This is a genomic window from Leptospira borgpetersenii serovar Javanica, assembly GCF_003046425.1.
In the GTDB taxonomy this organism is placed as follows: domain Bacteria; phylum Spirochaetota; class Leptospiria; order Leptospirales; family Leptospiraceae; genus Leptospira; species Leptospira borgpetersenii.
Genome location: NZ_QAJG01000020.1, coordinates 1 through 22605, shown reverse-complemented (window position 1 = coordinate 22605; position 22605 = coordinate 1). Strand labels below are relative to the sequence as shown.

Below are 22605 nucleotides of genomic sequence, written 5' to 3'. Positions count from 1 at the left end.
TCTATTTTTTATCAGCCTTTTCCTTTCTCTTAACCAATATGTATGCCGAGAAAAAGGCGATATAACTACTAACGATCCCGTACCGGAGGTATCTTGCAACCGGATTTTCCGGAAAGAGCCTTTGGACTATGATTCCGGGTAATATGTAAAAAAGTAGAATTCCCGAAATTAAAACCGCCGCTCTTCGGATCGTCTCCGCTACGGAATCTACCTTCTTCCAATCCAAAGTATAAAATTTGGAAAATAGTATTCCTATCGTAAATCCTCCTAAAGCGCCGCTTGCAGATATCACTTGCTCATACGACTTTATTTTCGCAAGCGATTCCAAATTCGAATGCAGAAGTACAGAAGGCAAAGTCAATACGACTACGACCAAAGAAAGAGTTTTTGTATTGGAAAGTGTCTGACCCTTGTAAGGTGTAGGAAATTCAAACTCCGGAAAAACTCGGAATATAATTTCTATCAAAACGATTACTATAAGCCCCAAAATAATACCACCCAAGGTATCTCCCGGATAATGCACTCCTGCATACATTCTTGAAAAGGGCATAAACAATATTATAAAAAGTGAAAGTACACGAATCGTTTTATTTTTTACGTGAATCAGTACGAGCCCCCATAGGACGACGGATGCTTGAACGTGTCCCGAAGGAAACCCGTACGATGTTTCACTGAGAGTTCCGGGACCAATCCAAGAAAGGGAGGGTCTCGGACTTTCAAACAAAGCCTTCATCACTCCGTTGATAATTCCCGCAGTCATAAACCCTGCTCCAAGTCGGATTCCTAATTTTCGATCGACAAAGACATAAACGACGGAAAGAAAAATCATACCGAATGTACTTCCACCCAAATAGTGAAAAAGCAAAGTAACAATACCTAAAACCGGATCCAAAGCGGACCCGTGGAGTGTTTGTAAAAACCTCTCCCCAAACCAAAACGAATCTTGAAACCAACCTATCTCCCCACTCATCCTACATATCTCCTAGCTCATTCTTATAAACATCGATCTTATCCCGCACCGCAAATGATCCGATTCAAAATGCGGTTTAGTTCTTAGAAAGATGAATTCGTTCCTAAAAATCCAACTTGATGAATTCGATTCCATTCGGTACAATGAATTCTAAATCTAATATTTATTGAACGTTCGTTCGAAAAGTAGACCTTACATGGAAACCCACACAGAATCCGACTCTCTTGACAGCCTTTTTCTAATTCCGAGAGAACCAGTAAAACAATTCTTAAAAGCCCTTCTTCACCTTGTTTATTCTGTGGAAGTTACCGGTCTTGAAAACGTTCCGCCATCGGGCGGCGCGGTTCTGATTTCCAATCACACGGACAATCTGGATGTAATCGTACAGGGAACCTCCGTTTTGAGAAAAGTGATTTATCTCGGAAAATACGAATTGTTTCATCCTCAAGAAACCGTTTTGGATATTCTGAACAACCCGAATTCTCCCTTGAACAAATTTCCCTTAAGTCTGGTAAAACAAACCTTGGTAAGCACCCTGAACGCTCTTGGAAATCTGCAGGGAAAACAACTTATGCACTGGGGAGGTTATCCAATCTTAAGGGCGCACAATGTGAAAGATGCAAAATCCGCCGCGGTCTATTACGAAGACCTCGAAAATTACGTGGCCGAACTCATCCAAAAGGGAGAACTCATTTCGATCTATCCCCAAGGAACTAGAACCGAAACCGTCATTCCCGGTTCGTTCAAAGCTCTTGCGGCAAAACTTGCGATTCGTACCGGAGTTCCGATCATCCCAAGCGGAATCAAAGGGGCTTGGAGAATGTTGAAACCGGAAGCTTTTTTGTCCGGCAAGGCCTTCGGCACGAAGATTACGTATAACATCGGTAAGCCGATCTATCCCCACCAGTTCCCTAAAGTTCCTCTTAAAAAAGCCGCAAAAATCGTCACGGAAGAATTGGAAAATCGAGTGAGAATGCTCATCGATTCCCCGGAAAGCTGAACTCGAATTTTTTAATTTTAGAATAGAAGTATTTTATATGGAAACGCAAATTTACACTCCAAAACACAAAGTTCGTTTTATCACGGCCGCTTCTCTTTTCGACGGTCACGACGCTTCAATCAATATCATGAGGAGAATTCTTCAGGCGTCCGGAGTCGAAGTCATTCATCTCGGTCACAACCGCTCCGTGAAGGAAATCGTGGAATGTGCAATCCAAGAAGACGCTCAAGGGATTGCCATCACGAGTTACCAAGGTGGTCACGTAGAATACTTCAAATATATGATCGACCTCTTGAAAGAAAAAGGCGCAGGTCATATCAAAGTATTCGGCGGTGGAGGTGGTACGATTCTTCCTCTTGAAATCAAAGAGTTGGAAACCTACGGAGTAACCCGCATCTATTCTCCGGACGACGGTAGAGAACTCGGTCTGCAAGGAATGATCAACGATCTCATCCGCAGATCGGATTTCGTTCCCCCTCTTACGTTCAACGGCACTCTTCATCCTTCTCTAAGAGACAAAAATCCTCTTGCGATCGCACAATCGATCACTCTCGTGGAAAACACGTTCGAAAGACAGGAACTCGAAAAATCGTCGCTAATCGAAAAACTCAATTTTCCTCCAGGATCGAAAGCCGTTCCGATCCTCGGAATCACGGGAACCGGAGGTGCAGGCAAATCCTCTTTGACCGACGAACTCGTCCGTAGATTCCTAATAGACTTTCCGGATAAATCGATCGCTATCCTTTCCGTGGATCCTTCCAAAAGGAAAACCGGAGGCGCGCTCCTCGGCGATCGAATTCGAATGAACTCTATCTTTCACAAAAGGGTTTACATGAGGTCCTTTGCGACGAGAGAAGCCAACATTGCGCTTAACAAAAACGTTAAGCGCAGTATAGACGTTTTAAAATGTGCGGGTTTCGATCTGATCATCGTCGAAACCGCGGGGATCGGTCAGAGCGATTCCGAAATCACCGAAGTCGCAGACATAGCTTTGTATGTTATGACTCCCGAATACGGAGCCGCAACTCAATTGGAAAAAATCGACATGATCGATTACGCCGATCTGATCGCCATCAACAAATTCGACAAACGAGGAGCACTCGACGCTCTGAGAGACGTGAAAAAACAATTCCAAAGATCCAGACAATTATTCGATCGAAACTTGGATACAATGCCCGTTTTCGGAACCATCGCTTCCCAGTTCAACGATCCGGGAACCAACCTTCTTTACGGCAGCGTAATCCGTTCCATTTCCGAAAAACTGAATTTAGGCTGGTCTTCTTCCTACGGTAAAGAGTCCGGAATGAGCGAGAAAATCTTCATCATTCCTCCGGACCGAGTCCGTTATCTTGCGGAAATTCGGGAAGAATGCCGTCGTTACGATCAATTCACGGAAGAGGAATCCGACAAAGCCAGAAAACTATTCCAACTTTTCGGAGCCATCGAAGTTTTAAAATCGTCCGGGCAAGACACAAATATTCTAAAATCAGAATATTCTAAAATTGAAAACTCCCTCTCTCCCGAAACCAAAAAAATTCTTTCCGGTTGGGAAGAAAAATTGAAGAACTATCAGGGTGAAAATTTCACATACAAGGTCCGCGACAAGGAAATTCAGGTGTCCAACACATCCACCTCCTTGAGCAATTTAAAAATCCCGAAGGTCGCCGTCCCAAAATTCAAAGACTGGGGAGAAATCGTTCGTTGGTCGTTTCAGGAAAATTTTCCCGGGGAATTCCCTTTCACCGCAGGAGTTTTTCCGTTTAAAAGAACCGGGGAAGATCCGACCCGTATGTTTGCGGGAGAAGGAGGACCGGAAAGAACGAATGCGCGTTTTCACTACGTGAGCCTTGGAATGCCCGCACAACGTTTATCCACCGCCTTCGATTCGGTCACGTTATACGGAGAAGATCCGGGAGAAAGGCCGGACATATACGGCAAGATTGGCAATTCAGGCGTCAGCATAGCAACCCTCGACGACGCCAAAAAACTTTATTCCGGTTTCGATCTCTGTAATCCCACAACTTCCGTCTCAATGACGATCAACGGCCCCGCTCCTATGATTCTTGCGTTTTTTATGAACACAGCGATCGATCAAGCCTGCGAAAAACACATCAAATCGACCGGGAGCGAAAAGGAAGTCCGTCAAAAGATAGAAGCGATCTACAAAATAAAAAATCTTCCCGTTCCTATATACAACGCTCCGATCCCGCAAGGAAACGAGGGGCTCGGTTTATTGCTGTTAGGTGTTACCGGCGACGAGGTTTTGGAAAGAGAAGTTTACGAAAAGATAAAACAGGAAACCTTAAAAGTCGTTCGAGGAACCGTGCAAGCGGATATTCTCAAAGAAGATCAGGCTCAAAATACCTGTATCTTTTCCACCGAATTCGCCCTCAAGATGATGGGTGATATTCAGGAATACTTTATCACCAATCAAGTTCGTAACTTTTATTCGGTTTCCATTTCCGGTTATCATATCGCCGAAGCCGGAGCCAATCCGATCACTCAGGTTGCATTCACTCTCGCAAACGGTTTGACCTATGTAGAATATTTCTTAAGCAGAGGAATGAAGATAGACGACTTTGCTCCGAACCTTTCCTTCTTCTTTTCGAACGGGATCGATCCGGAATACGCGGTCATCGGTAGAGTTGCGAGAAAAATTTGGGCAAAAGCAGTAAGACATAAGTACGGAGCTAACGACCGTTCTGCGATGCTCAAGTACCATATTCAAACCTCCGGAAGGTCGTTGCACGCCCAAGAGATTGCGTTCAACGACATTAGAACCACTCTTCAAGCCCTTTATGCGATTTACGACAATTGTAATTCCTTACATACGAATGCGTACGACGAAGCAATCACCACTCCGACGGAAGAATCCGTCCGCCGTGCGATGGCGATTCAACTCATCATTAACCGGGAACTCGGACTCGCAAAAAATGAAAACCCGGGGCAAGGTTCGTTTATCATCGAAGAACTTACCGACTTGGTGGAGCAAGCAATCCTACAGGAGTTTTATAGAATCTCCGAAAGAGGTGGTGTTCTCGGCGCCATGGAGATGATGTATCAGAGAAATAAAATCCAGGAAGAATCTTTATATTACGAATCTCTAAAACATAACGGGGAATTTCCAGTGATCGGCGTGAATACTTTCCTAAGTAAAGAGGGTTCTCCTACGATTATTCCGGAAGAAGTAATCCGCTCCACCGATTCGGAAAAACAAACTCAAATCGGAGCGCTTCGAGAATTCCAGAAACGCAACGAAAAGGATCTTGAAGACCGTTTGAGAAGATTAAAATCCGTTAGCCTTTCGAACGGGAACATATTCGGGGAATTGATGGAAACGTCCAAGAAAGTTTCCTTAGGTCAGATGACCCACGCTCTCTACGAGGTCGGCGGGCAATACCGTAGAAGTATGTGATCCAAGTCGCAAATAAAAGTAACCTAAAAATCGGCTATAAATCTTTTTTTCAAAAACTTTTTGTTGTATCATGCAGTAACCATGGTAAATTATTTTTCTTCGATCTTTTTAATCGTTTATATAGTTCATTTGTATTCAATCCAACATCCTGATAATCATATCTCTCATAAAGTAGATTGTAAGCAGATTGGTGAAACCCGTTATTAACCAAAAAAATAAAATCGTTTTTAGCTATTGCCGTTGACTTCTTTGTATTCGCAAATTCTAATTTTATTAACCCAGACAAAATAGGATGATAGTATTTTTTCCTAATTGGAAGAGTCTTATTATGAATTAATATTTCTTTGACTTCTCTAATAACAAGAAATGTAACATCCGAATTGCCTTCTTTTTTTCTACGTTGTACAAATTTCTTTGAGTAGCTATCACAAATATTTTTCGAAAAACAATTGTTTACTGACAATATTTTGTTTTTTAAAGAGCCTTTGAAAAAAACTTTTTCTTCAAAAATAAAAAATTCCTCATTAAGTTTTTCTTCCGTAAATATTTGTTTATAACCTATTTTTTTTAATGTTTCATGAATAATAAGAATATTTTCCGGTTTTCTAATCCATTTATTTTTACTTAAACTTTGGTGTCTTTGCTGATAAATCTGTTCATTCCGTTCAATGAACGGCCCATTATATTCAGGAAGTTCTATACCGCAGTTAATAAAAAAGAAATATAAAAAGTTGAATCTGAATTTCATAATTTTTTTCCACATTACTCTTAATAAAAAAGTCTTCTAGACGTTGCGGCCGCAAGCGCATTAACGCAACGCGGTTGCACACGAGGCTTGAATGTCTCGCAAATCGAGTATGCGTTCCGGAGGCCAAGCGAGAGTCTCGAAATACCGCGAGAAGCCGCAATTGTACAATTTGATATTACAACCTATTTTTTTGCTAATCCCTTAATTAAGGAACTTCTATAATCGAGGTCCTTCTCATTCCACCAAACATATTGATTTTTTAAGATCAACATTAAAAAATGGTTCATAATATTCCTCTTAGGGAACGCCTTATTGATCTTTACCGAACAATTGAATGTTCACGATATCTTTCTTTAGATCGAAAGATTTGTCAGTAAATGCTATTGCAGTAAAAATTTCAAGATCGACCATACTTAAGGTTTCTTTCTCAAAACCGTATAGTCCGTTTAAATACGAGATAAATAAATCGCTTTCCTTTCCTGTACGAAAAATTTTACGCCCTCATTACAAACATTCTGATTTATTAATTCCATATTCTTATCGAATCCACAACTAATACCTTTTACCATCATCACTTTAAAGCCCACAATACCGTTATTGCATATTGATCTTAGAACCGGTCTCAAAACCTTAGGAATGTAGGAGCTATTACAATTTTAAACGACGAGAGAAAACCGCCAATGCGACGGTTTCTGTGGAAACTCTCACGTTTTTTAAAAACTTGCCGGATCGTCTAGAGATATTTTTCTTCAGGTTTTGAGACCGGCTCTTAGATTAAAGCAAGCCATTATAGTTTTCATTAAATTTTTCGATTTTAAAAGTCAAATTGACAAACTCGTTATCCTTTCGACTGGATAAAAGATCTGGATATTTTTTACTAAAAAATAAGATAAATTTCCCTTAAAGTATTTGAATTTGTGCAATTTCACCTAACTTCCCCCGAAAAACGGACACGGTTATGAAATGGTTTTCTCTGCAAACTCGACGGGTTTGAGATAATCGAATACCTTCCACTGTAATACCTTTCGATATAGTCAAATAGAAAATATTGTGCTTCTTTCATTGTGCTATATTTTCTTCTGTAGATCTCCTCTACTTTCAAAGTTTTAAAGAATGATTCCAGGAGACTCAAGCGGAACGCTCTCTATGAATCGTATCCCGGGAACATCGTCATAACAGTTATCTTTCTCGCTCATACTCTAAATGAACTATTTCGTTGAACAAAAGTCGGCGAAAATCTCCGATTATCAGTTTCAATGGCATTTCGGATCGAATTTATAGGAAAAAATAATTGACTCTGCTTTATTCATATATATACCAAAATATATATGAATAAAGCTAAAATTTTTAAAAATGGGGATAGTCAAGCAATTCGTTTACCGAAAGACTATCGTTTCAAAGGCAAAGAAGTCTATATACGAAGGGATGGAGATAATGTTATCTTAACGCCAATAAACGATGCGGTTGATCGTTTTTGGAATACGGTTAATAGCTTTTCTGACGATCTTATACTTGATCGAAACCAACCAAACGAGTATGGCAAACGAAATAAAATATGACTCAATACTTATTAGATACGAATATTTGCATTTATATAATAAACCAAAAGCCGAGATCTGTTTATAAAAAATTTAAAAAGATCAAGTTAGAAAACATATTTATTTCATCAATTACGGAATTTGAATTAAAGTATGGTGTTCAAAAAAGTCTTCATCTCGAAAGGAACTTAAAAATTTTAGAAGAGTTTTTAAGTTATTTGAATATTCTTTCATTTGTTAGTGAAGACGCAAATAAAGCTGCAAAAATTCGAGTAGAATTAGACAAAGTAGGGAAACCAATCGGTCCTTTCGATCTTTTAATAGCTTCTCAAGCGTTATCGAATAAACTTACTCTCGTAACAAACAATGAAAAAGAGTTTACTCGGATCAAAGATATTAAAATTGCAAACTGGCTTTAAAAGATGCTGACCAATGCCTAACTTCATTTCCTCGCTCCGTTCGAGATTGCTAACTCCGGACTAAAATCTGGGAACTGAGAACATAACAAAGCAAGTAGCTATCCTCATACCGTTCCAGCTTACCTACGAATTTGGCTCGTATAACTTAGAGAATTTTCAAACAAAGTCCAAAATCCGTTTCGATGAGCAAACAGCCCGACTTTTCTATAGAACATTCCAATACCGGATTCGGATAATTTCCGAAGTCTTCGCTTAACAAATATTCGTTCTTGCCGATCGTATTGTGCGGAAAAACCGGAATATTTCTTTTTACGATTTCAGACAAAGGAAGAATCGTCTTCGTAGAACCGTAAATTCTTTTATCAAGGGAAAAAACGTAACCGATCTCAAAGGGAGTTATTGTCGTCTACGATGGGTCCCACAATGGACCGTTTTCAAAGCAGATTCGTAATCGCTCCGTTAGTCGCCGATTGAACCAGTTTTGCGTATTTCGCAAGAACCCCGGATTTATATCTCGGTTCAATCGGTTTCCAATTTTTTAGCCGTTTCTGAATTTCTTCCTGAGAAATTTCAACTTGGAGCAAATTTTTACCGGAATCGATAGTAACCGCATCCCCATTTTGAACGATCGCAATCGGACCTCCATCAAATGCTTCGGGAGAAATATGACCGACTACGAGACCGTGCGTTCCTCCACTGAATCGACCGTCTGTCATCAGACCCACGTCTTCTCCCAAACCTTTTCCGACAAGCGCCGAAGTTACCGCGAGCATCTCTCTCATCCCGGGACCACCTTTGGGACCTTCGTAACGAATGATAATCACGTCGCCCGGTTTAATTTGATCCGTCATGATCGCATTGAAACAATCGTCTTCGGATTCGAACACTTTCGCCGGGCCCGTGATGGAAATTTTCTTCAAACCGGAAATTTTAGCAACCGCACCTTCCGGGGCAAGGTTTCCTTTCAAAATCACAAGAGGACCGGAAGGATGGAGCGCCTCCGATTTTTTACGGACGATCGTCTGGTTTGGAACGAGATCGGGCATATCCATTAGATTTTCTGCAATTGTTTTTCCCGTAACCGTAAGACAATCACCATGAAGCATTCCTTCTTTCAAAAGATACTTCATCACACCATGAACCCCACCCACTTTGTCGAGATCGGTCATGGCGTATCTACCACCCGGTTTCAAATCCGCAAGGTGAGGAGTTTTTTTACTGATTCGATCAAAGTCTTCGAGAGTAAGATCCACACCAATCTCTTTCGCGATCGCAATCAAATGAAGGACCGCATTGGTTGAACCGCCTAACACAAGCACTACGGTGATCGCGTTCTCGAAGGCTTTTTTGGTAAGAATTCGTTTCGGAGTGATTCCCTTTTGAATGAGATTGATGAGAGCTTTTCCCGCCTGGTAACAATCCTCCGCTTTTTTAGAACTCACCGCGGGCATGGAAGCCGAACCTGGCAGACTCATCCCAAGAGCTTCTATCGCGGAGGACATCGTATTTGCGGTATACATCCCCCCACAACTTCCTGCGCCAGGACACGCGTTCTGCTCAATTCGAATGAATTCTTCTCTTGAAATTTTACCTGCATTAAATTTACCAACAGCTTCGAAGATAGAAACGATATCCACGTCTTGACCGTCGCAATGCCCCGGAAGAATGGTCCCCCCGTAAACGAAAATAGAAGGAGCATCGATTCTGCAAAGAGCCATGAGACATCCGGGCATGTTCTTATCACAACCTCCGATCGCGATCACTCCGTCGTGTCTCATCGCGTTGGAAACGATTTCGATTGAATCCGCAATCACTTCTCTGGAGGGAAGGGAAAAATGCATCCCTTCGTGACCCATCGTAATTCCGTCGGAAACCGTGATGGTTCCGTAAATTTGAGGAACTCCTCCCGCCGTACGAACTCCCTCTTTGACTTTTTCGGCCAACTTATTGATATGAATATTACAAGGCGTCACTTCGCTCCATGTGGAAGCGATTCCGATTATCGGTTTGTGGAAATCTTCGTCCGTAAAACCGACCGCACGAAGCATCGCTCGATTGGGCGCGCGGTTATCTCCGTCCGTAGTCATCGAACTTCTTTTTTTTAATATATCGCTCATAGGTAGCCTCTATCTTAGTCGTTCCTAAAACGTTCGTTTTGGACGAGTTATAGAAGTAGAGTTTTGCGGACTCTCCTTCCGGTCAAATGGAAAAGCTCAAGTAGGTTCCGAGAATTTTTAGACCTCGTTCCTATTCGCTTTACTAAAAATCGATTTCATCCCAAGCGGTTTCAAAAACTGCTTCTCCAAACGATTTCGTTTTACAACAATGTTAGATCATATGATCGCTTTTATTCAATGCGCTCAGCTCATTTGAATCTAAAAATGGGGGCATATCAGAAGCAGCACTGGTCAAAAAGAAAACTCAAAGCACGGTTGCTCCCGATATGGGTAGCAACGTAAGTCAACGCCTCCTAGACAATGTGTAAAGTCCTAACAACCGATTTCCAATCATTTGCCGCTTAAAACATGCCCACCATAATGACTCATACTGCGATTCCGATCTCCTTTTGGATCGCGCTTGGAAATAAATTTATTCCCACCCGACTCCTGATAATCGGAATTCTTTTTTCGATTCTTCCCGATGTGGACGTGATCGCGTTCCAATTCGGGATCCCTTATGAAAGCGACTGGGACATCGAGGATTCAGCCATTCGATTTTGTTCTCATTCTCTCTAAGCGTTTTAGCCTGCGTTTTAGTTCGATGGCTTCGCGCGAGAATAGAAGCCGTGTTTTTCTTTTTGTTTCTTTCGATTCTTTCTCACGGAGTTCTGGACGCGATGACCGGCGGAGGACTCGGAGTGGGATTTCTCATCCCCTATTCATCCGAAAGATTTTTCTTTACGTTGAGACCAATCGCCGTTTCACCCATCGGAATCAAAAATTTTTTGACATCGAGAGGCCTGGTAGTTCTGAGATCGGAACTTTTCACGGTATGGATTCCGTTGTTATCGATCGCAGTTTCGATTTTTTTAATACGAACTCGGAGGATCGATGTGCGTACCAAGGATTAAAAAATCGGAATCCACTTTGCCGACATTCCGAAAAACTCACGGATAGCGAGCAAACAATCCTCTGAAAAATCAATATTAGAGTTGTTGAAAAATTAATTCTCTATCTCCATCTGTTTCTGTTTCATTGAAATTGTCGATCGAAGCAATTTTGTTAATCGCCACCATTGAATTTTTCAACGAATCTAATATAGGAAAGAATGGCGTGCCTCTGCGGAATTTTCTGAGTTTCTAATTCGTATCTGAGAAATGAAAAATGCAAAAATAAGCGCAGAGTCGCGCTCTCCACTCCAATCTGCAACGAACAATTTTAATATTTCTGTATATTCAAGTTCTATTCTATTTCTCATTGTAGGGCGCCGAGTTGGTATGTTGCATCGCAGCATTTCCGTTTCGATCGCTCACGCTGGGATCGGTAAAAATAGTAAGCTTAGAAGTGAAACCCAAAAGCCGGTCTAAAAAACCTCAAAAGAAATTTGTAGAAGCTCCCGCAGATTAAGCCTCTTTGACGATTTTTAGACTTTTTGAGTGATTTTTCTCATCGTTTAAAAACGTAGAGTTCCCACATTGGATAATTTTGGGACAAACTTTTAACTCCGAAAAAATCCAAAAACCGTTTCCAGAAATCAATGATGTATTTCCAATCCGTAAGCATTCGTTTTAAAAAAAGATTCATCATACCCCTTTCGATCTGTCTTTTTTGCAAACTCCAAGCCCAACCTAACAAATATCGTACGGTATTCTACCAAATTTGAGTTTGAAAGAAATGGGCATCTGCTATTTTAGGCTTTTAGAATGAAACAATTTATAATAGTACTTCGATATCTCACTCCGATCGAAACGGTGGACGAGTACGTGATCGCGCACAGGGAATATTTGTCCAAAGGATACGAACAGAAATTACTACTCGCATCCGGACCTCAAGAACCTAGAACCGGCGGAATCTTTATTGCAAGGGCAGGATCCCGCAAAGAAATACAATCCTTTTGCCAGGAAGATCCTTTCTATAAAAACGGAGTCGCTGAATATCAGATTTTAGAATGGAACCCGGTGAAATATCAAAAAGAATTTGAATTCTGGATTTAAAACTTACTCTACTCATAAACGTCTACGAATTGTTCTTTACCCTTGTCTGATGGAAAAAAGATTTTTACTTAGAACGTGGTTCTTGATTTCTTCGTAAACCGCCAAGCGGCCAAAAGTTCGGTTCCAAATTCCTTGTTCAATCGTTCCACTCCGAAAGCAAGATGGATCACGTCTCCGATGATAGTGTATTCTTTTCTTGATTTCGATCCTACATTATCCGTTATCACTTCTCCGAAATGAAAGCCGATTTGGGTTTCGGGAACGTTACCTTCTTGATTTAAGAAACCCACTTTTTTCGAAGAATCTCTTAAATTTGCAAATATCCAAGAACATCACACAGACATGTTTGGATTCGGAAAAATTTTCATTCTTCTGTTCTAGAAGAAGACCCATAACGTCATACGAAACATGCTGCACGAACCATACTAAGTTCTTCTCCTAAGCCGAATCCATTGCCAAAATCAAAGATTTTCGGAGCTTGCATTTCCCACAATACCCGCACGCCATACCCCCAACGTAAAAACAAAAGGCCTTTAGAAAAGAAAGGAGCAACAGAGTTGAAAAAGTGAATCGGCATTTTGATCGGATGATTGGAAATAAAAGAAACCGTGAGAAAAGTTAGCTGCACCTCCGGCTAAAACCGGTAAACGCGCTCAGCCAAAATTCAAGACGAAGAATCGAAAGAATGATAAAAATCAAGTAAGAGCCCGTCCAGCGCCAATAGAAGCGAGACGTTGAGTTTCCCGAGCGCCAATAGAAGCGAGAGGCTTTCGTTTCCTTCGCGGTCGACAGAACACCTCATAAGTTGAGTTGAAATAGTAAGGATCAAAAAGGCACATTTTTTCAAGTGTTCCGACAAGAACGAGGTTTTTTACTTGCCAAAAGTATGATTTTCTGATAGAGAAAAAATCTCCCGAGTCTTTCCACCTATTTCGCGACCCGTAGAGAGCGAAATAGAGTTTATTCACCCCTCCATCCAAAGAAACTCAATGCAGAGCTTTCCTATGGGTCGCTCTGCAGGGCCGAGCCTGTTTCACGGAGGCTTGTCGGAATTCCGACAAGATCCAAGTGATTGTGGGATTGGTTATGATAGAGAATATTATGCTTCCATTCAGAGAGCGAAGATGTTTTCGTTTCCCCCACGGGCCTTCTTGACTCCGTCGATTCAAGAATATCATATTCGGAACTGTCTTACGTCCAGGAATCATACTCATCTAAGGATCGCAGCATAAGTATCACTTTCGCATTTGTTACGCTGAGATCACGTTAGTTACTATGAGTTCGTAAATTGCAGTTACGACGTTAACTCCAAGAGCGGGTAAAAAGGAAATCGGCCGCCCGTTACCCGATCAATCCAATCATGAAAAGACCATAAATACAACGGTCATCAAAGTAAACACAAATTAGATCGACATCTCCTAACTCCGACCCACAAACGTTTAAGTCCAAATTAGATATAACTTTCGAAACGGGCTCCTTAACTTCGCAAATTTTTATATAAATCGATTTGTTTAGACTTTTCGGACGTTTCATTGCGTAAAATCGAACCTCAAGTCCAATTTTTGTTCTCAAGTAAAAATTGCTGAATACGAATTCCGGAGGCAGAAGCTAATCCGTCTTTGGTTACGGAGCGCAAAAGAAAATCAAACTCTTCGTTCCAAGAGTTCCTTTTTATCCTACCTTGCCTCAAAATTCCCCACTTAACGGAGAGAATTTTTTCAGCGCAATTTCTCTGCCACTCATTTAATAAATTAGAATTTAATAATTTTATAATAGAATAAATCCTGAAACGGTCCATAGCCGGATATCGAACGGAAAGTTGATCCTTATGTCCTCCGCATCGAACGAGTAAAAACTCGTTCAAAAGAACAACCGGAGTTTTAGAGGTGATTCTCAACCAAAAATCGTAATCCTCGCAGGCAGGAAGTTTTTCGTCCATTCCCCCTAGATTTTCATAGAGATCCTTTTTCAAAAGAACCGAAGAAGGGGTAATGCTACAAAACTCAAGGCTTTGTTCGAAGATCCATCCGTTTTTTTTCGAAAGATGAACGGGGGTATTAACTCGTTTTCCATTTCGAATCCAAATCTCTTGGGATTGAATAATTTCCGTTTCCGGATGTTTTTCACAATACTTCCATTGACGTTCCAATTTTTCGGGCAGCCATTCATCGTCAGAATCCAAAAATGCAATCCAATCCCCCGCGGCCTTTTCCACTCCCCGATTTCTAGCGTGACTGACTCCTTTATGTTCCAAAGAAAGTATTCGGATTCCATCGAAAGAATTCGGAAAAGTTTCTTGAATTTTGAAAATCGTTGAATCAGTCGATCCGTCGTCGACTACGATGATTTCCTTGGGTTGAAAAGTTTGTGCCAAAACGGAAGAAATCGCCTTGATAACTTTATCTTCCCGATTGAAAGTCGGAATTACGACGGAAACCGTATTCATGACCTTTTTTTAAAACGTTTTTTTAGAACTTCCTTTGCAGTTTTTTTTCGAATCCGTATTTGAGAGCAAATTTTTCTAGGTTCCGGATCCAAAGGCCTTCGACTCCAAAAATTCAAAGTTCGAAATGGATCCGTCTTTTGACGCAAGGTACATTCCGTTTTTAGAATATTCTTACCCTTGACAGTTCGAAAAGCCATGTATTCTCCCTTTAATCCCTTCACTATACGCGGATAGATCTTTCGAGATCTGCCCGAGACGGAAATCGACAGTTTACTTCGGCGGTCCATTTCCCGATTCGGTGTTATGAAATACAACTCCGGCCGAGACTCCAACGTCATTTTACCGCTTCCCTCCAAAACCCAAGCCTTATATTTGCCTCTTCCTGGAGGGAAGTAAATACCGGATCGAAACATTTTTGCAGGAAAAAGAAACCAGGAACTAAACAGCAGAACCAGAACAAAACATAAATAAATTATAATATTCTTTCGACTAAAACAAGAATACCGTTCCGCAACGAACGTAGAAACCTTTGTTTCCGTAAAAAATGGGAACAAAGCAATCCATTGAAAATAAACGGCTCTCAAATAAAACCATTCTTGAAAGAAGGAGTACAAAAATATGGCCGCAACGGAAGAGAAAAAAACGGAAGAAACCAAAATAGGTCGATCGCTTTTTCTGAATTTCAACAACTCATAAAAAAGGAAAAACCATAACAAAGAATAAAACACCACTCCTGTAATTCCGAGACCGGAAAAAACCTGCAAGAACTGATTGTGAGTCGTATGATATAAGGACGATCTTCCTTCGAAGTTTAAACAACATTCGTTGTACCAACCGTAACTCTCGAAACCTCCACCTAACAAAGGTTTTCCGATCCCAAGCGTCAGCCCTGCTAAAAAATGAGAATACCTTTCCGGATCCACCGAACCCACACGCATCCAAATTACGGAAAGCGGAAATAAAATTCCTCCGACAACTAAATGAGAGGCAAAAACCGCCGCAAATATACGAGACGTATTCCGATTTTTAACAAGAAAAAGAGGAAGAGTAGAAACGGAAAGAATACAAAACGTCAAAAAAGAGAACATACCTCCTCTGGCTCCAATCCAAAAAAACGTCACTCCAAAGACCAAAAGAACGGTCGATAACCAAAACCATTTTCCTAATTTAGGCGAAAATTCCCTATTCGTTAAAACTTTCGATTTTTTTAATATTCTAGTTTTAGAATCCCCTAATCCCGCAAAAACCCAATAAAACAAAAAAGGAAGGCCAGAAATCAAATAGATCGAAAACCAACTCCGGTTCCAAAACAAGGACTGAATTCCGAATTTCGGTAAAAATCGTTTCAAAGAAGGAATCAGGGAGTGCGACAAGGCAAAGAGTTTATATCCGTCCAGCCAATAATGGTAAAGATTTAATATTGATTTTACGACCGGCGAAAAATATTCCAACCAACCGACGACTATCGATACGATCATCCCGGCGACAACTCCCAACGCAAAAACGCGATAAACCGGGTTTGTAGCAGAAAACGCAGAAACATCTTCCAACCAATTCTTACGCGCAACCAATCCGAATAAAAATAATATCCCCAATAACAGAAGTTTAATTGGGTAAGCAGGTTCCAATTCGGTGGAATGTAAAAACCAAAACCAACCTTTTTGATAAAAGCGAAAATCCAAAAACAAATCTGGATTCGCGATAAGACTCAAGGCCCCCACACCGAAAAATAAAAGTAATAGAATTCCGATCGGATGTTTCCAAAACGTATCCGTGAAAATCTTATTTCCCCGAAAGTAGTTTTCGACTACTCCGCGAATACACCAGAAAATCCAAAGGCAATCCTGCAATTCCAGAAATCTTCCTCCGGGATGATTTCCAAAAACAACCCCCGAAGCGGCGAGAAAAAAAGTCGCAGCCAATGGAAATAAAACGTCCAAGACCGCAAAACATACAAAAAGAAAAACAAAAACGATCCTAAATTTCCAAGGATAGAAAGAGAGTAAAGGGAGGATTAATAGAACTCCAAAAACAGCCCAGAAAAAGGATCGGAAGCCAAGAGAGGAAAACGCCGGAAGAAATGGACTCCGAATCCGATTTTTCATAGGGATACAAAAGCCCGAAAGGTGTTTTTACGAAACGACAAAATCAAATCGAAGTTGGGTGGGATTTTTTTGTTTCCAGAAAAAACTATTCTCCGACAATAGTAATTGCGTTTTATTTTATGCAACAACTGGAAGAATCCACAATCTACCCCAATAAAAATTCCTTTCGAGTCGAATTTCGCAGGAATATTTGTTCCGTAGAAACCGAGGAAATTCAAGAAATTCTTTCTCAAATCCGGGAGGTCCGTCCGGATAACGTCATTTTAGATATGACTCCCGTGGTGGCGATTCCCTCCATGGTTCTCAATCGCATTTTAAAATTTATTTCCGAATTGAAAAAAGATCAAATTCAAATTTCGGAAGTAAAACTGAGCGAAGGTTTACAACTCGTTTTTTCCAGACTCAAGATCGACTTAGGATGAAATTTTCCCTTTCCATCCTTTTATCCACTTCGATTTTATTCCAAGCCATCGTTTTTTCCAGCGGCCTATTCGGTTGTATTCTCGTAGAAAAGGCAAAAATCTGCGAATGCAACCACGGAAGCAAAATGCAGAAACACTCGAACGAAGAAGACAAAAACTTCTCCAAAAAGGTCCTCTCAGAAAATCGATCCGTCGTTTCTAAAACACTCCCGAATTGTCATTCCGCAAAATCGGGAGAAGTTCACATTTGTTCCTGCAAAAAAACGGAAAATAAACTTTCTCAATTGAGCGCGTTTTACTCAATCCTTTTTTCTCAAAAACAAGGGAGCGATATCGAGCACCACTTCGACTTCATTCAAATCATTATTTTAGAATATTCTAATTCCGGAATTCTATCTTTTTTCTCTCCGCTAAAACCCCCTCGATCCTCTTAACGCGCGCAGATACGAGCTTTCAGGAGTTTGCGGAGCCGATCCGCGTTTTTCGAAAGTTCGTAGTTTGGAAACGATTGTTTCTTTTCGTTCGCGGCGGTGTTTACCGTTTAATTTCGGTCATTACCCCGCACATTCGCGCGTATTCAAAAAACCGGCAAATTAGATTCTATATTCAGGACACTCATTATGTTTAAAAAAATTTTCGTTTTCATCGCGATGATTTTCGTGTGTTCCCTCTTGGTTCATTGTCCCTGGAATAAAAAGAAGGACGATTCCGATTTGATGTCCGTCGCGGCTCTGCTCGTTCTCGGCAACAACCAAGGAATTCAATTTTCGGCTTACGCCGGAACCCAAAAGTTGGAATGTGGTGCAACCTTAAAAGGTCATGCGAGCGTTCTCGAAACGGTTCCGTTTGTTCCGAACGCTCATATTGCCGAAAGTACGACGTTTCAGTTACACGACTTTCGTCTTTTTGTTCATGGAATTTCCTTGATTCAAAACTCGGGAGAAGAAATTCCCCTCTCTCTGAATCAGGACGGAAAATTCCAATCCGGAGACATCGCTCTTTTGGATTTCGAAAACAAAACCGGCAAGTGCAACGGAACTTCGGAAACCAACCATCTCGTTTCGGCCTTCATCACTCCAGGCACCTACAAAGGAATCAAGTTCATCGTAGGATTGCCTGAAAACAAAAACCACTTGGATGCCGACAACCAACTCCCTCCTCTCAACAATTCCGGAATGTACTGGAGTTGGACGAGCGGTTATAAATTCCTAAAATTGGATTTTGAAACCGCCGAAACCTTAGAGGCCTCGATCCATATCGGATCGGCCAACTGCGTGGGAACAGGAAGCTCCAGTTCTTGTGCAAGGGCAAACCGGATTCCGGTCACATTAACTCCCGAAGGCGGTTTTAATCCTTCCACCCAAGAGATTAAGATCAACGTTCAGGCTTTATTGCAAGGAATCGATCTCCAAACAAATGCGAATGCTGCAATGTGTATGTCCGGAATAGTCGGTGCGACGAGTATCGGTTGCCCTATCATCTTTGCGAACATCGGTTTGGACTTGAACGCGGGTACTCCGATCACACCGGTTCGAACCGTTTTTTCGATCAAAACTAAAGATTAATTCGAAAATGCCCGAATTCGTTTTGGGCATTTCCAGGAAGTAAATATATGAAGTTTTTATTATATTCTATTTCTTTACTATTTTTGATTCAGTGCGGATCCGGAATTCTTCCTTTTGCTCCTTTCGATAAGAAGAAATCGGATCGAAACGAAGCCCTTCTGCTTCTTCTGATTCCGCAAAATTCGTACGTTTGGAATCTACCTCCCGGATTTCCAGTTCCGGTCGTTCCGTCTTCCAATCCGATGACTCAAGAGAAAGTGGATCTCGGCAGATTTTTATTTTATGATAAAAGGCTTTCGGGTAATCAGACTCAGTCTTGCGCGTCTTGTCACAATCAATCAATCGCCTTTACGGACGGTCTGACAACCGCCGTTGGTTCCACGGGAGACGTTCATCCCAGAAACACACAGGGAATCATCAATGTCGCGTATAACGCCCGTCAAACATGGGTCAATCCGACTCTAAAAGACCTGGAAGATCAGATGCTCGTTCCGATGTTCGGAGAACATCCTGTGGAACTAGGCCTTGCCAACCGGGAAAACGAAATGCTTGATCGTTTGAGAGCGGAGAATCGGTACCAAACCTTGTTTCGAAAAGCCTTTCCGTTGGAAGATCCTTTTTCCGTTTCTAACGTCGTAAAAGCGATCGCCTGTTTTGAAAGAACCCTTATATCGGGACGTTCTCCTTATGACAAATTTTTATACGACGGAAACGTTGCGGCACTCGGTAACCAAAAAGCTTCCATCATTCGGGGGGCTCAGATTTTCTTTTCGGAAAAGGGAGAATGTTTTCATTGCCACGGAGGTTTTAATTTCGCCGAAACGAGCGTACATGTCGGAGCCGTTTCCGCAGAAGTCAATTTTCATAACAACGGCCTTTACAATATCGGCGGGAACTATCCTCCCGACAATCAGGGTTTGTTCGAGTTTACGGGAGTGATTTCCGATAAAGGCAAATTTCGGGCGCCTTCCATTAGAAATATTGAATTGACCGCTCCCTATATGCACGACGGCTCGATCGACACTCTGGAGAACGTAGTGGAACACTACAACGCCGGTGGAAGAAACATCATCAACGGACCTCACGCAGGAGACGGAAGAACAAATCCGAATAAGAACGGTTTTGTGTTCGCGATCGGCCTTACCGCCGGGGAAAAAACGGACCTCGTAAATTTCTTGAAAAGTTTAACGGATACGGAATTCGTAAATGACCCGAAACACAGCGACCCTTTTTAAACTTCTCTTTTTCTGCATCTTCTTGGGAAACTGCACCTTCGGTTCCGTAGGAGACTCGAGAAAAGAAGACGCAAAGACGTTACAGAGGCTTTTGATTCTTTTCAACGAAAGACCAGCCTCGTTCGGAACTCGTCTGTATTACACAGACGATCAACAAGATTCTAATATAGGAAACTTTGATGTAGTTTCTGCGGCAACCGTTTATAATCTTCAGTTACAACCGGGCTCCAAGATCCTCTGGGACGGAGTTTCAATTCGAGTCAATCCTAACCCCATACCTACCGTTCCCGGGCAAACGAGAACTTTCGACGCGGGAGATCATTCTGCCAAGTCCCACACCCCATATACAATTCCTTTGGATTTGCCCGTCACTTCTCCTTACGGACAAGAATATGGAACGCCTTCGTTTAACGATTCGAATTTAGAAACGACCACGGAAACGATTCTCACGGGAGACGTTCACACGTCTTCCGTTCCTCTAATATCAGGAATTCCTTCCGGTTATCTCGCTTCCGTGAAGTATAAAATCAACTCCATCGACTTAACTTTCCAGATCGTCGCCCCCGCGGCAAAAACGGTAAGGTTACAAATACCTTCCTTCACTCTGGAACTCTTCCCAAGATGTAGGTTCGATATAACACCCGAAAAACAGGGAAACTTTCCGGTAATCTGGAGATCCAACGGAATTCTTCAGGATCAGGGTTCCGTTTCTATCTTAAACTCGATTTCCGCACTCCCGAATCCTGTGGATATCAATCCCTATCAAAACGTAAACTTATACGATCTGATTTCGGCAAACTTCCGACAGCAAGACCGGGTTATATATCAAATAGGTTGCAATCTATTTTAATGAAACAAAATATTCTTATATTCCACTTTTTCTTTTTTTTCTTGTGTCTATTTTCTCTCGAAGCGCATCACACCGGGATGGGTGCCAGCGAACAATCTTTCACCCGTTTTGTGGATCCGTTTACCGGTAAAAGGGAAAAGCCTGCAAACTATGTAGTTTTTACCCAAGACTTCTTCAAACAAACGAACGAAAATAGCAATATCCACACGACCACATTTTTCGGGGAAATGAACCTTAAAAACGGTATGTTCGCTCTGAATCTGAGTACTCCTTACACATACTACGAACAAAAAAACCGCTCCGACGCAGCAAGGATAGGCAAAACATATTTCGGAATCAAATATCTACCCTTAATCGATTTTCAAAAAAATTATTTCATTGTTCTCAGTGCGAATGTCGGTTTTCCATCCGGTCCCGATACGGATAGATTTACGGGGGGAAATTATTATTCCGGCATTCCCGGTCTCACTTTGGGTTATCTTTTAGGTAAGTTTAGTTTTGTAGGAAGAATCAGCGGTATCTTTCCCCTTTCAAAATCACAACCTACCAATCTTCAAGATAACGACGGCATCGTTTATTGGCTCAGAAACCCATCTTCTTTGCCGCCAGAAGAAACGTACATTCTTAAAAAAACGAGTCTCTTTTCCGGATACGTTACGTATCTTTGGAAATCCGGTTTTTCTTTCTTTACCGGTTTTTTATATAGAACTCCCTACGAAGGCGTCGATTTCAAAAGAACAAATCAGGGTAAAGTTCCGACAATTTTTAGAGAAGTCAGTTTTGGATTCTCCGCGAACATTTCCGAAAAACTCAACTTCAATCTTTCGTATCGTCATCCGCTCTATCGCGGAAACGATTATCGGTTGTACGACTACGCGATTACGGCCGCAATCTCGATCGAAATCTCGGAATTGGAAAACTCCGGATCGAAACTCAAAGAAGAAGTTAAAAAAGAATCCACCGAGTTAGAAACTCCGTAGGATGCGAAATAAAATTTCCGATAAGCCGATCTCAAAGGACACGACGAAACGAGATACTTAACGTGAGTTCAGTGGTTGAAGATTCATTCTTCTAAAAAAGTTGGAGTCTGAACTTTACAAATCGATTCCTAAAGTGCGGGAACTACTGCAATCATCATTTTACGAGCAAATTCTAAAATTGTAGGAACTCATACTTTTAGGACGTCTCTATAAAAATCCAAAAATGTAGATTCTAAGGTTAAATTTTTAGATGAAATCACCGTTTTAGAAGCGATCGTTCGATGAAAAATTCATTTTATATTAACGTGAGTTCGATATAAGGTTCTGTCCAAAAACTGGGACAGAACCTTGCAGCTTGATCTTTCTGACAAAGCAGAAAACTAAAGCGCGTTCGCTCCCTAAGGGCCCTCGGGAAACTCAACGTCTCGCTTCTATTGGCGCTCGACGGGATTTTGGGACGCGTTGTAAGAAAGTTTGGGCGAATCCAGCCTTTGCTTGCAAAGGCTGGACCGCGCTTTAACTCAATGTTGCTGCCTAAACTCAGTGAAACGGCTTCCTAAGGGGCGCCGTTTCAGGTCGCAACATAATGCTCCAATTCCTTCGGAACTTTCAAACTAAAGTGCGCTCTCTATGGATCGCAGCATAAGTATCGCTTTCGCATTTGTTACGCCGAATCCACGTTAAAAAACAAAATATTTCATTTCGAAACCCTGAAACCCAACCCTGAAATGTCCGGAGAGCATGTTATTTTACCTGTTC

Annotated in this window: 21 protein-coding genes and 2 pseudogenes; 13 read left to right on the top strand and 10 right to left on the bottom strand. The window is 41.5% G+C overall.

From position 1 onward, the window contains the following. Nucleotide 1: 1 nt before the first annotated feature. Entirely contained in the window at nt 2-970 is a 969-nt protein-coding gene (locus CLV95_RS14290) for a phosphatase PAP2 family protein (RefSeq protein ID WP_002736266.1), read from the bottom strand. Between the two features lie 196 nt (nt 971-1166). Between CLV95_RS14290 and CLV95_RS14285 the strand changes: the two genes are divergently transcribed. Both CLV95_RS14285 and CLV95_RS14280 read left to right on the top strand, forming a co-directional pair. Continuing rightward, nucleotides 1167-1970 carry a lysophospholipid acyltransferase family protein gene (locus CLV95_RS14285; RefSeq protein ID WP_002736127.1) on the top strand — a complete coding sequence of 268 codons (804 nt, stop codon included), beginning with the start codon at nt 1167-1169 and terminating at the stop codon, nt 1968-1970. A gap of 37 nt (nt 1971-2007) precedes the next feature. Next, nucleotides 2008-5385, top strand: coding sequence for a methylmalonyl-CoA mutase family protein (locus CLV95_RS14280; protein ID WP_002736240.1), 3378 nt, complete (start codon nt 2008-2010; stop codon nt 5383-5385). Between the two features lie 49 nt (nt 5386-5434). Here CLV95_RS14280 and CLV95_RS14275 read toward each other — a convergent pair whose 3' ends face one another. From CLV95_RS14275 to CLV95_RS14265, 3 genes and pseudogenes are all read right to left on the bottom strand, one after another. Further along, nucleotides 5435-6133: a hypothetical protein gene (locus tag CLV95_RS14275; RefSeq protein ID WP_002724172.1), complete on the bottom strand. Its 699-nt coding sequence runs from the start codon at nt 6131-6133 to the stop codon at nt 5435-5437. Nucleotides 6134-6315: 182 nt separating this feature from the next. Next, a pseudogene (locus CLV95_RS19450) lies at nt 6316-6544 on the bottom strand (hypothetical protein). Between the two features lie 514 nt (nt 6545-7058). Next, nucleotides 7059-7265: an IS3 family transposase gene (locus CLV95_RS14265; protein WP_268766581.1), complete on the bottom strand. Its 207-nt coding sequence runs from the start codon at nt 7263-7265 to the stop codon at nt 7059-7061. Nucleotides 7266-7461: 196 nt separating this feature from the next. Between CLV95_RS14265 and vapB the strand changes: the two genes are divergently transcribed. After that, nucleotides 7462-7692, top strand: a complete 231-nt coding sequence (gene vapB, locus CLV95_RS14260) for a type II toxin-antitoxin system antitoxin VapB (protein WP_010705987.1) — start codon at nt 7462-7464, stop codon at nt 7690-7692. After that, complete coding sequence (gene vapC / locus CLV95_RS14255) at nt 7689-8090, top strand: type II toxin-antitoxin system tRNA(fMet)-specific endonuclease VapC (RefSeq protein ID WP_002736113.1); 402 nt, start codon at nt 7689-7691, stop codon at nt 8088-8090. The genes vapB and vapC overlap by 4 nt, the downstream gene beginning before the upstream one ends. A gap of 145 nt (nt 8091-8235) precedes the next feature. Here vapC and CLV95_RS14250 read toward each other — a convergent pair whose 3' ends face one another. Together CLV95_RS14250 and ilvD are read right to left on the bottom strand one after the other, a co-directional pair. After that, complete coding sequence (locus CLV95_RS14250) at nt 8236-8415, bottom strand: hypothetical protein (protein WP_002724268.1); 180 nt, start codon at nt 8413-8415, stop codon at nt 8236-8238. A 109-nt stretch (nt 8416-8524) separates the two neighbouring features. Next, complete coding sequence (gene ilvD, locus CLV95_RS14245) at nt 8525-10207, bottom strand: dihydroxy-acid dehydratase (protein WP_002724258.1); 1683 nt, start codon at nt 10205-10207, stop codon at nt 8525-8527. Between the two features lie 408 nt (nt 10208-10615). On the opposite strand from ilvD, the pseudogene CLV95_RS14240 reads away from it, so the two are divergent. Both CLV95_RS14240 and CLV95_RS14225 read left to right on the top strand, forming a co-directional pair. Next, nucleotides 10616-11160: pseudogene (locus CLV95_RS14240) on the top strand (metal-dependent hydrolase). Between the two features lie 792 nt (nt 11161-11952). Then, nucleotides 11953-12243 carry a YciI family protein gene (locus CLV95_RS14225; RefSeq protein ID WP_002736220.1) on the top strand — a complete coding sequence of 97 codons (291 nt, stop codon included), beginning with the start codon at nt 11953-11955 and terminating at the stop codon, nt 12241-12243. A gap of 68 nt (nt 12244-12311) precedes the next feature. Here CLV95_RS14225 and CLV95_RS19890 read toward each other — a convergent pair whose 3' ends face one another. Together CLV95_RS19890 and CLV95_RS19885 are read right to left on the bottom strand one after the other, a co-directional pair. Further along, nucleotides 12312-12533: a hypothetical protein gene (locus CLV95_RS19890; RefSeq protein WP_002724170.1), complete on the bottom strand. Its 222-nt coding sequence runs from the start codon at nt 12531-12533 to the stop codon at nt 12312-12314. A gap of 107 nt (nt 12534-12640) precedes the next feature. After that, entirely contained in the window at nt 12641-12871 is a 231-nt protein-coding gene (locus CLV95_RS19885; RefSeq protein ID WP_002736192.1) for a hypothetical protein, read from the bottom strand. Nucleotides 12872-13247: 376 nt separating this feature from the next. Here CLV95_RS19885 and CLV95_RS18955 point away from each other — a divergent pair, with 376 nt between their 5' ends. Continuing rightward, entirely contained in the window at nt 13248-13475 is a 228-nt protein-coding gene (locus tag CLV95_RS18955) for a hypothetical protein (RefSeq protein WP_165794400.1), read from the top strand. 317 nt (nt 13476-13792) lie between these two features. On the opposite strand, the gene CLV95_RS14200 is transcribed toward CLV95_RS18955, so the two are convergent. Together CLV95_RS14200 and CLV95_RS14195 are read right to left on the bottom strand one after the other, a co-directional pair. Beyond that, nucleotides 13793-14689, bottom strand: a complete 897-nt coding sequence (locus tag CLV95_RS14200) for a glycosyltransferase family 2 protein (RefSeq protein WP_002736203.1) — start codon at nt 14687-14689, stop codon at nt 13793-13795. Then, the gene (locus CLV95_RS14195) at nt 14686-16794 is read right to left on the bottom strand and encodes an O-antigen ligase family protein (protein WP_002736227.1); all 2109 of its coding nucleotides are present in this window, start codon (nt 16792-16794) and stop codon (nt 14686-14688) included. The genes CLV95_RS14200 and CLV95_RS14195 overlap by 4 nt, the downstream gene beginning before the upstream one ends. Nucleotides 16795-16913: 119 nt before the next feature. Here CLV95_RS14195 and CLV95_RS14190 point away from each other — a divergent pair, with 119 nt between their 5' ends. The 6 genes from CLV95_RS14190 to CLV95_RS14165 all read left to right on the top strand — a co-directional run bounded on the left by CLV95_RS14190 (nt 16914) and on the right by CLV95_RS14165 (nt 21846). Beyond that, nucleotides 16914-17216 (top strand): STAS domain-containing protein, encoded by a 303-nt coding sequence (locus CLV95_RS14190; RefSeq protein ID WP_002724884.1) that lies wholly within the window; start codon nt 16914-16916, stop codon nt 17214-17216. Further along, nucleotides 17213-17650 carry an LIC_11090 family protein gene (locus CLV95_RS14185; RefSeq protein WP_002736184.1) on the top strand — a complete coding sequence of 146 codons (438 nt, stop codon included), beginning with the start codon at nt 17213-17215 and terminating at the stop codon, nt 17648-17650. The genes CLV95_RS14190 and CLV95_RS14185 overlap by 4 nt, the downstream gene beginning before the upstream one ends. Before the next feature lie 186 nt (nt 17651-17836). Continuing rightward, the gene (locus tag CLV95_RS14180; protein WP_002736103.1) at nt 17837-18781 is read left to right on the top strand and encodes an MbnP family copper-binding protein; all 945 of its coding nucleotides are present in this window, start codon (nt 17837-17839) and stop codon (nt 18779-18781) included. A gap of 47 nt (nt 18782-18828) precedes the next feature. Continuing rightward, nucleotides 18829-20016 (top strand): MbnH family di-heme enzyme, encoded by a 1188-nt coding sequence (locus CLV95_RS14175; RefSeq protein WP_002724888.1) that lies wholly within the window; start codon nt 18829-18831, stop codon nt 20014-20016. Further along, nucleotides 19988-20866, top strand: a complete 879-nt coding sequence (gene lsa30, locus CLV95_RS14170; protein ID WP_002724877.1) for a laminin/fibronectin-binding adhesin Lsa30 — start codon at nt 19988-19990, stop codon at nt 20864-20866. Before CLV95_RS14175 ends, lsa30 begins: the two co-directional genes overlap by 29 nt. Continuing rightward, on the top strand, nt 20866-21846 hold the full coding sequence (locus CLV95_RS14165; RefSeq protein WP_002736274.1) for an LIC11086 family outer membrane transporter: 981 nt from the start codon (nt 20866-20868) through the stop codon (nt 21844-21846). The genes lsa30 and CLV95_RS14165 overlap by 1 nt, the downstream gene beginning before the upstream one ends. The last annotated feature ends 759 nt before the right edge of the window (nt 21847-22605 follow it).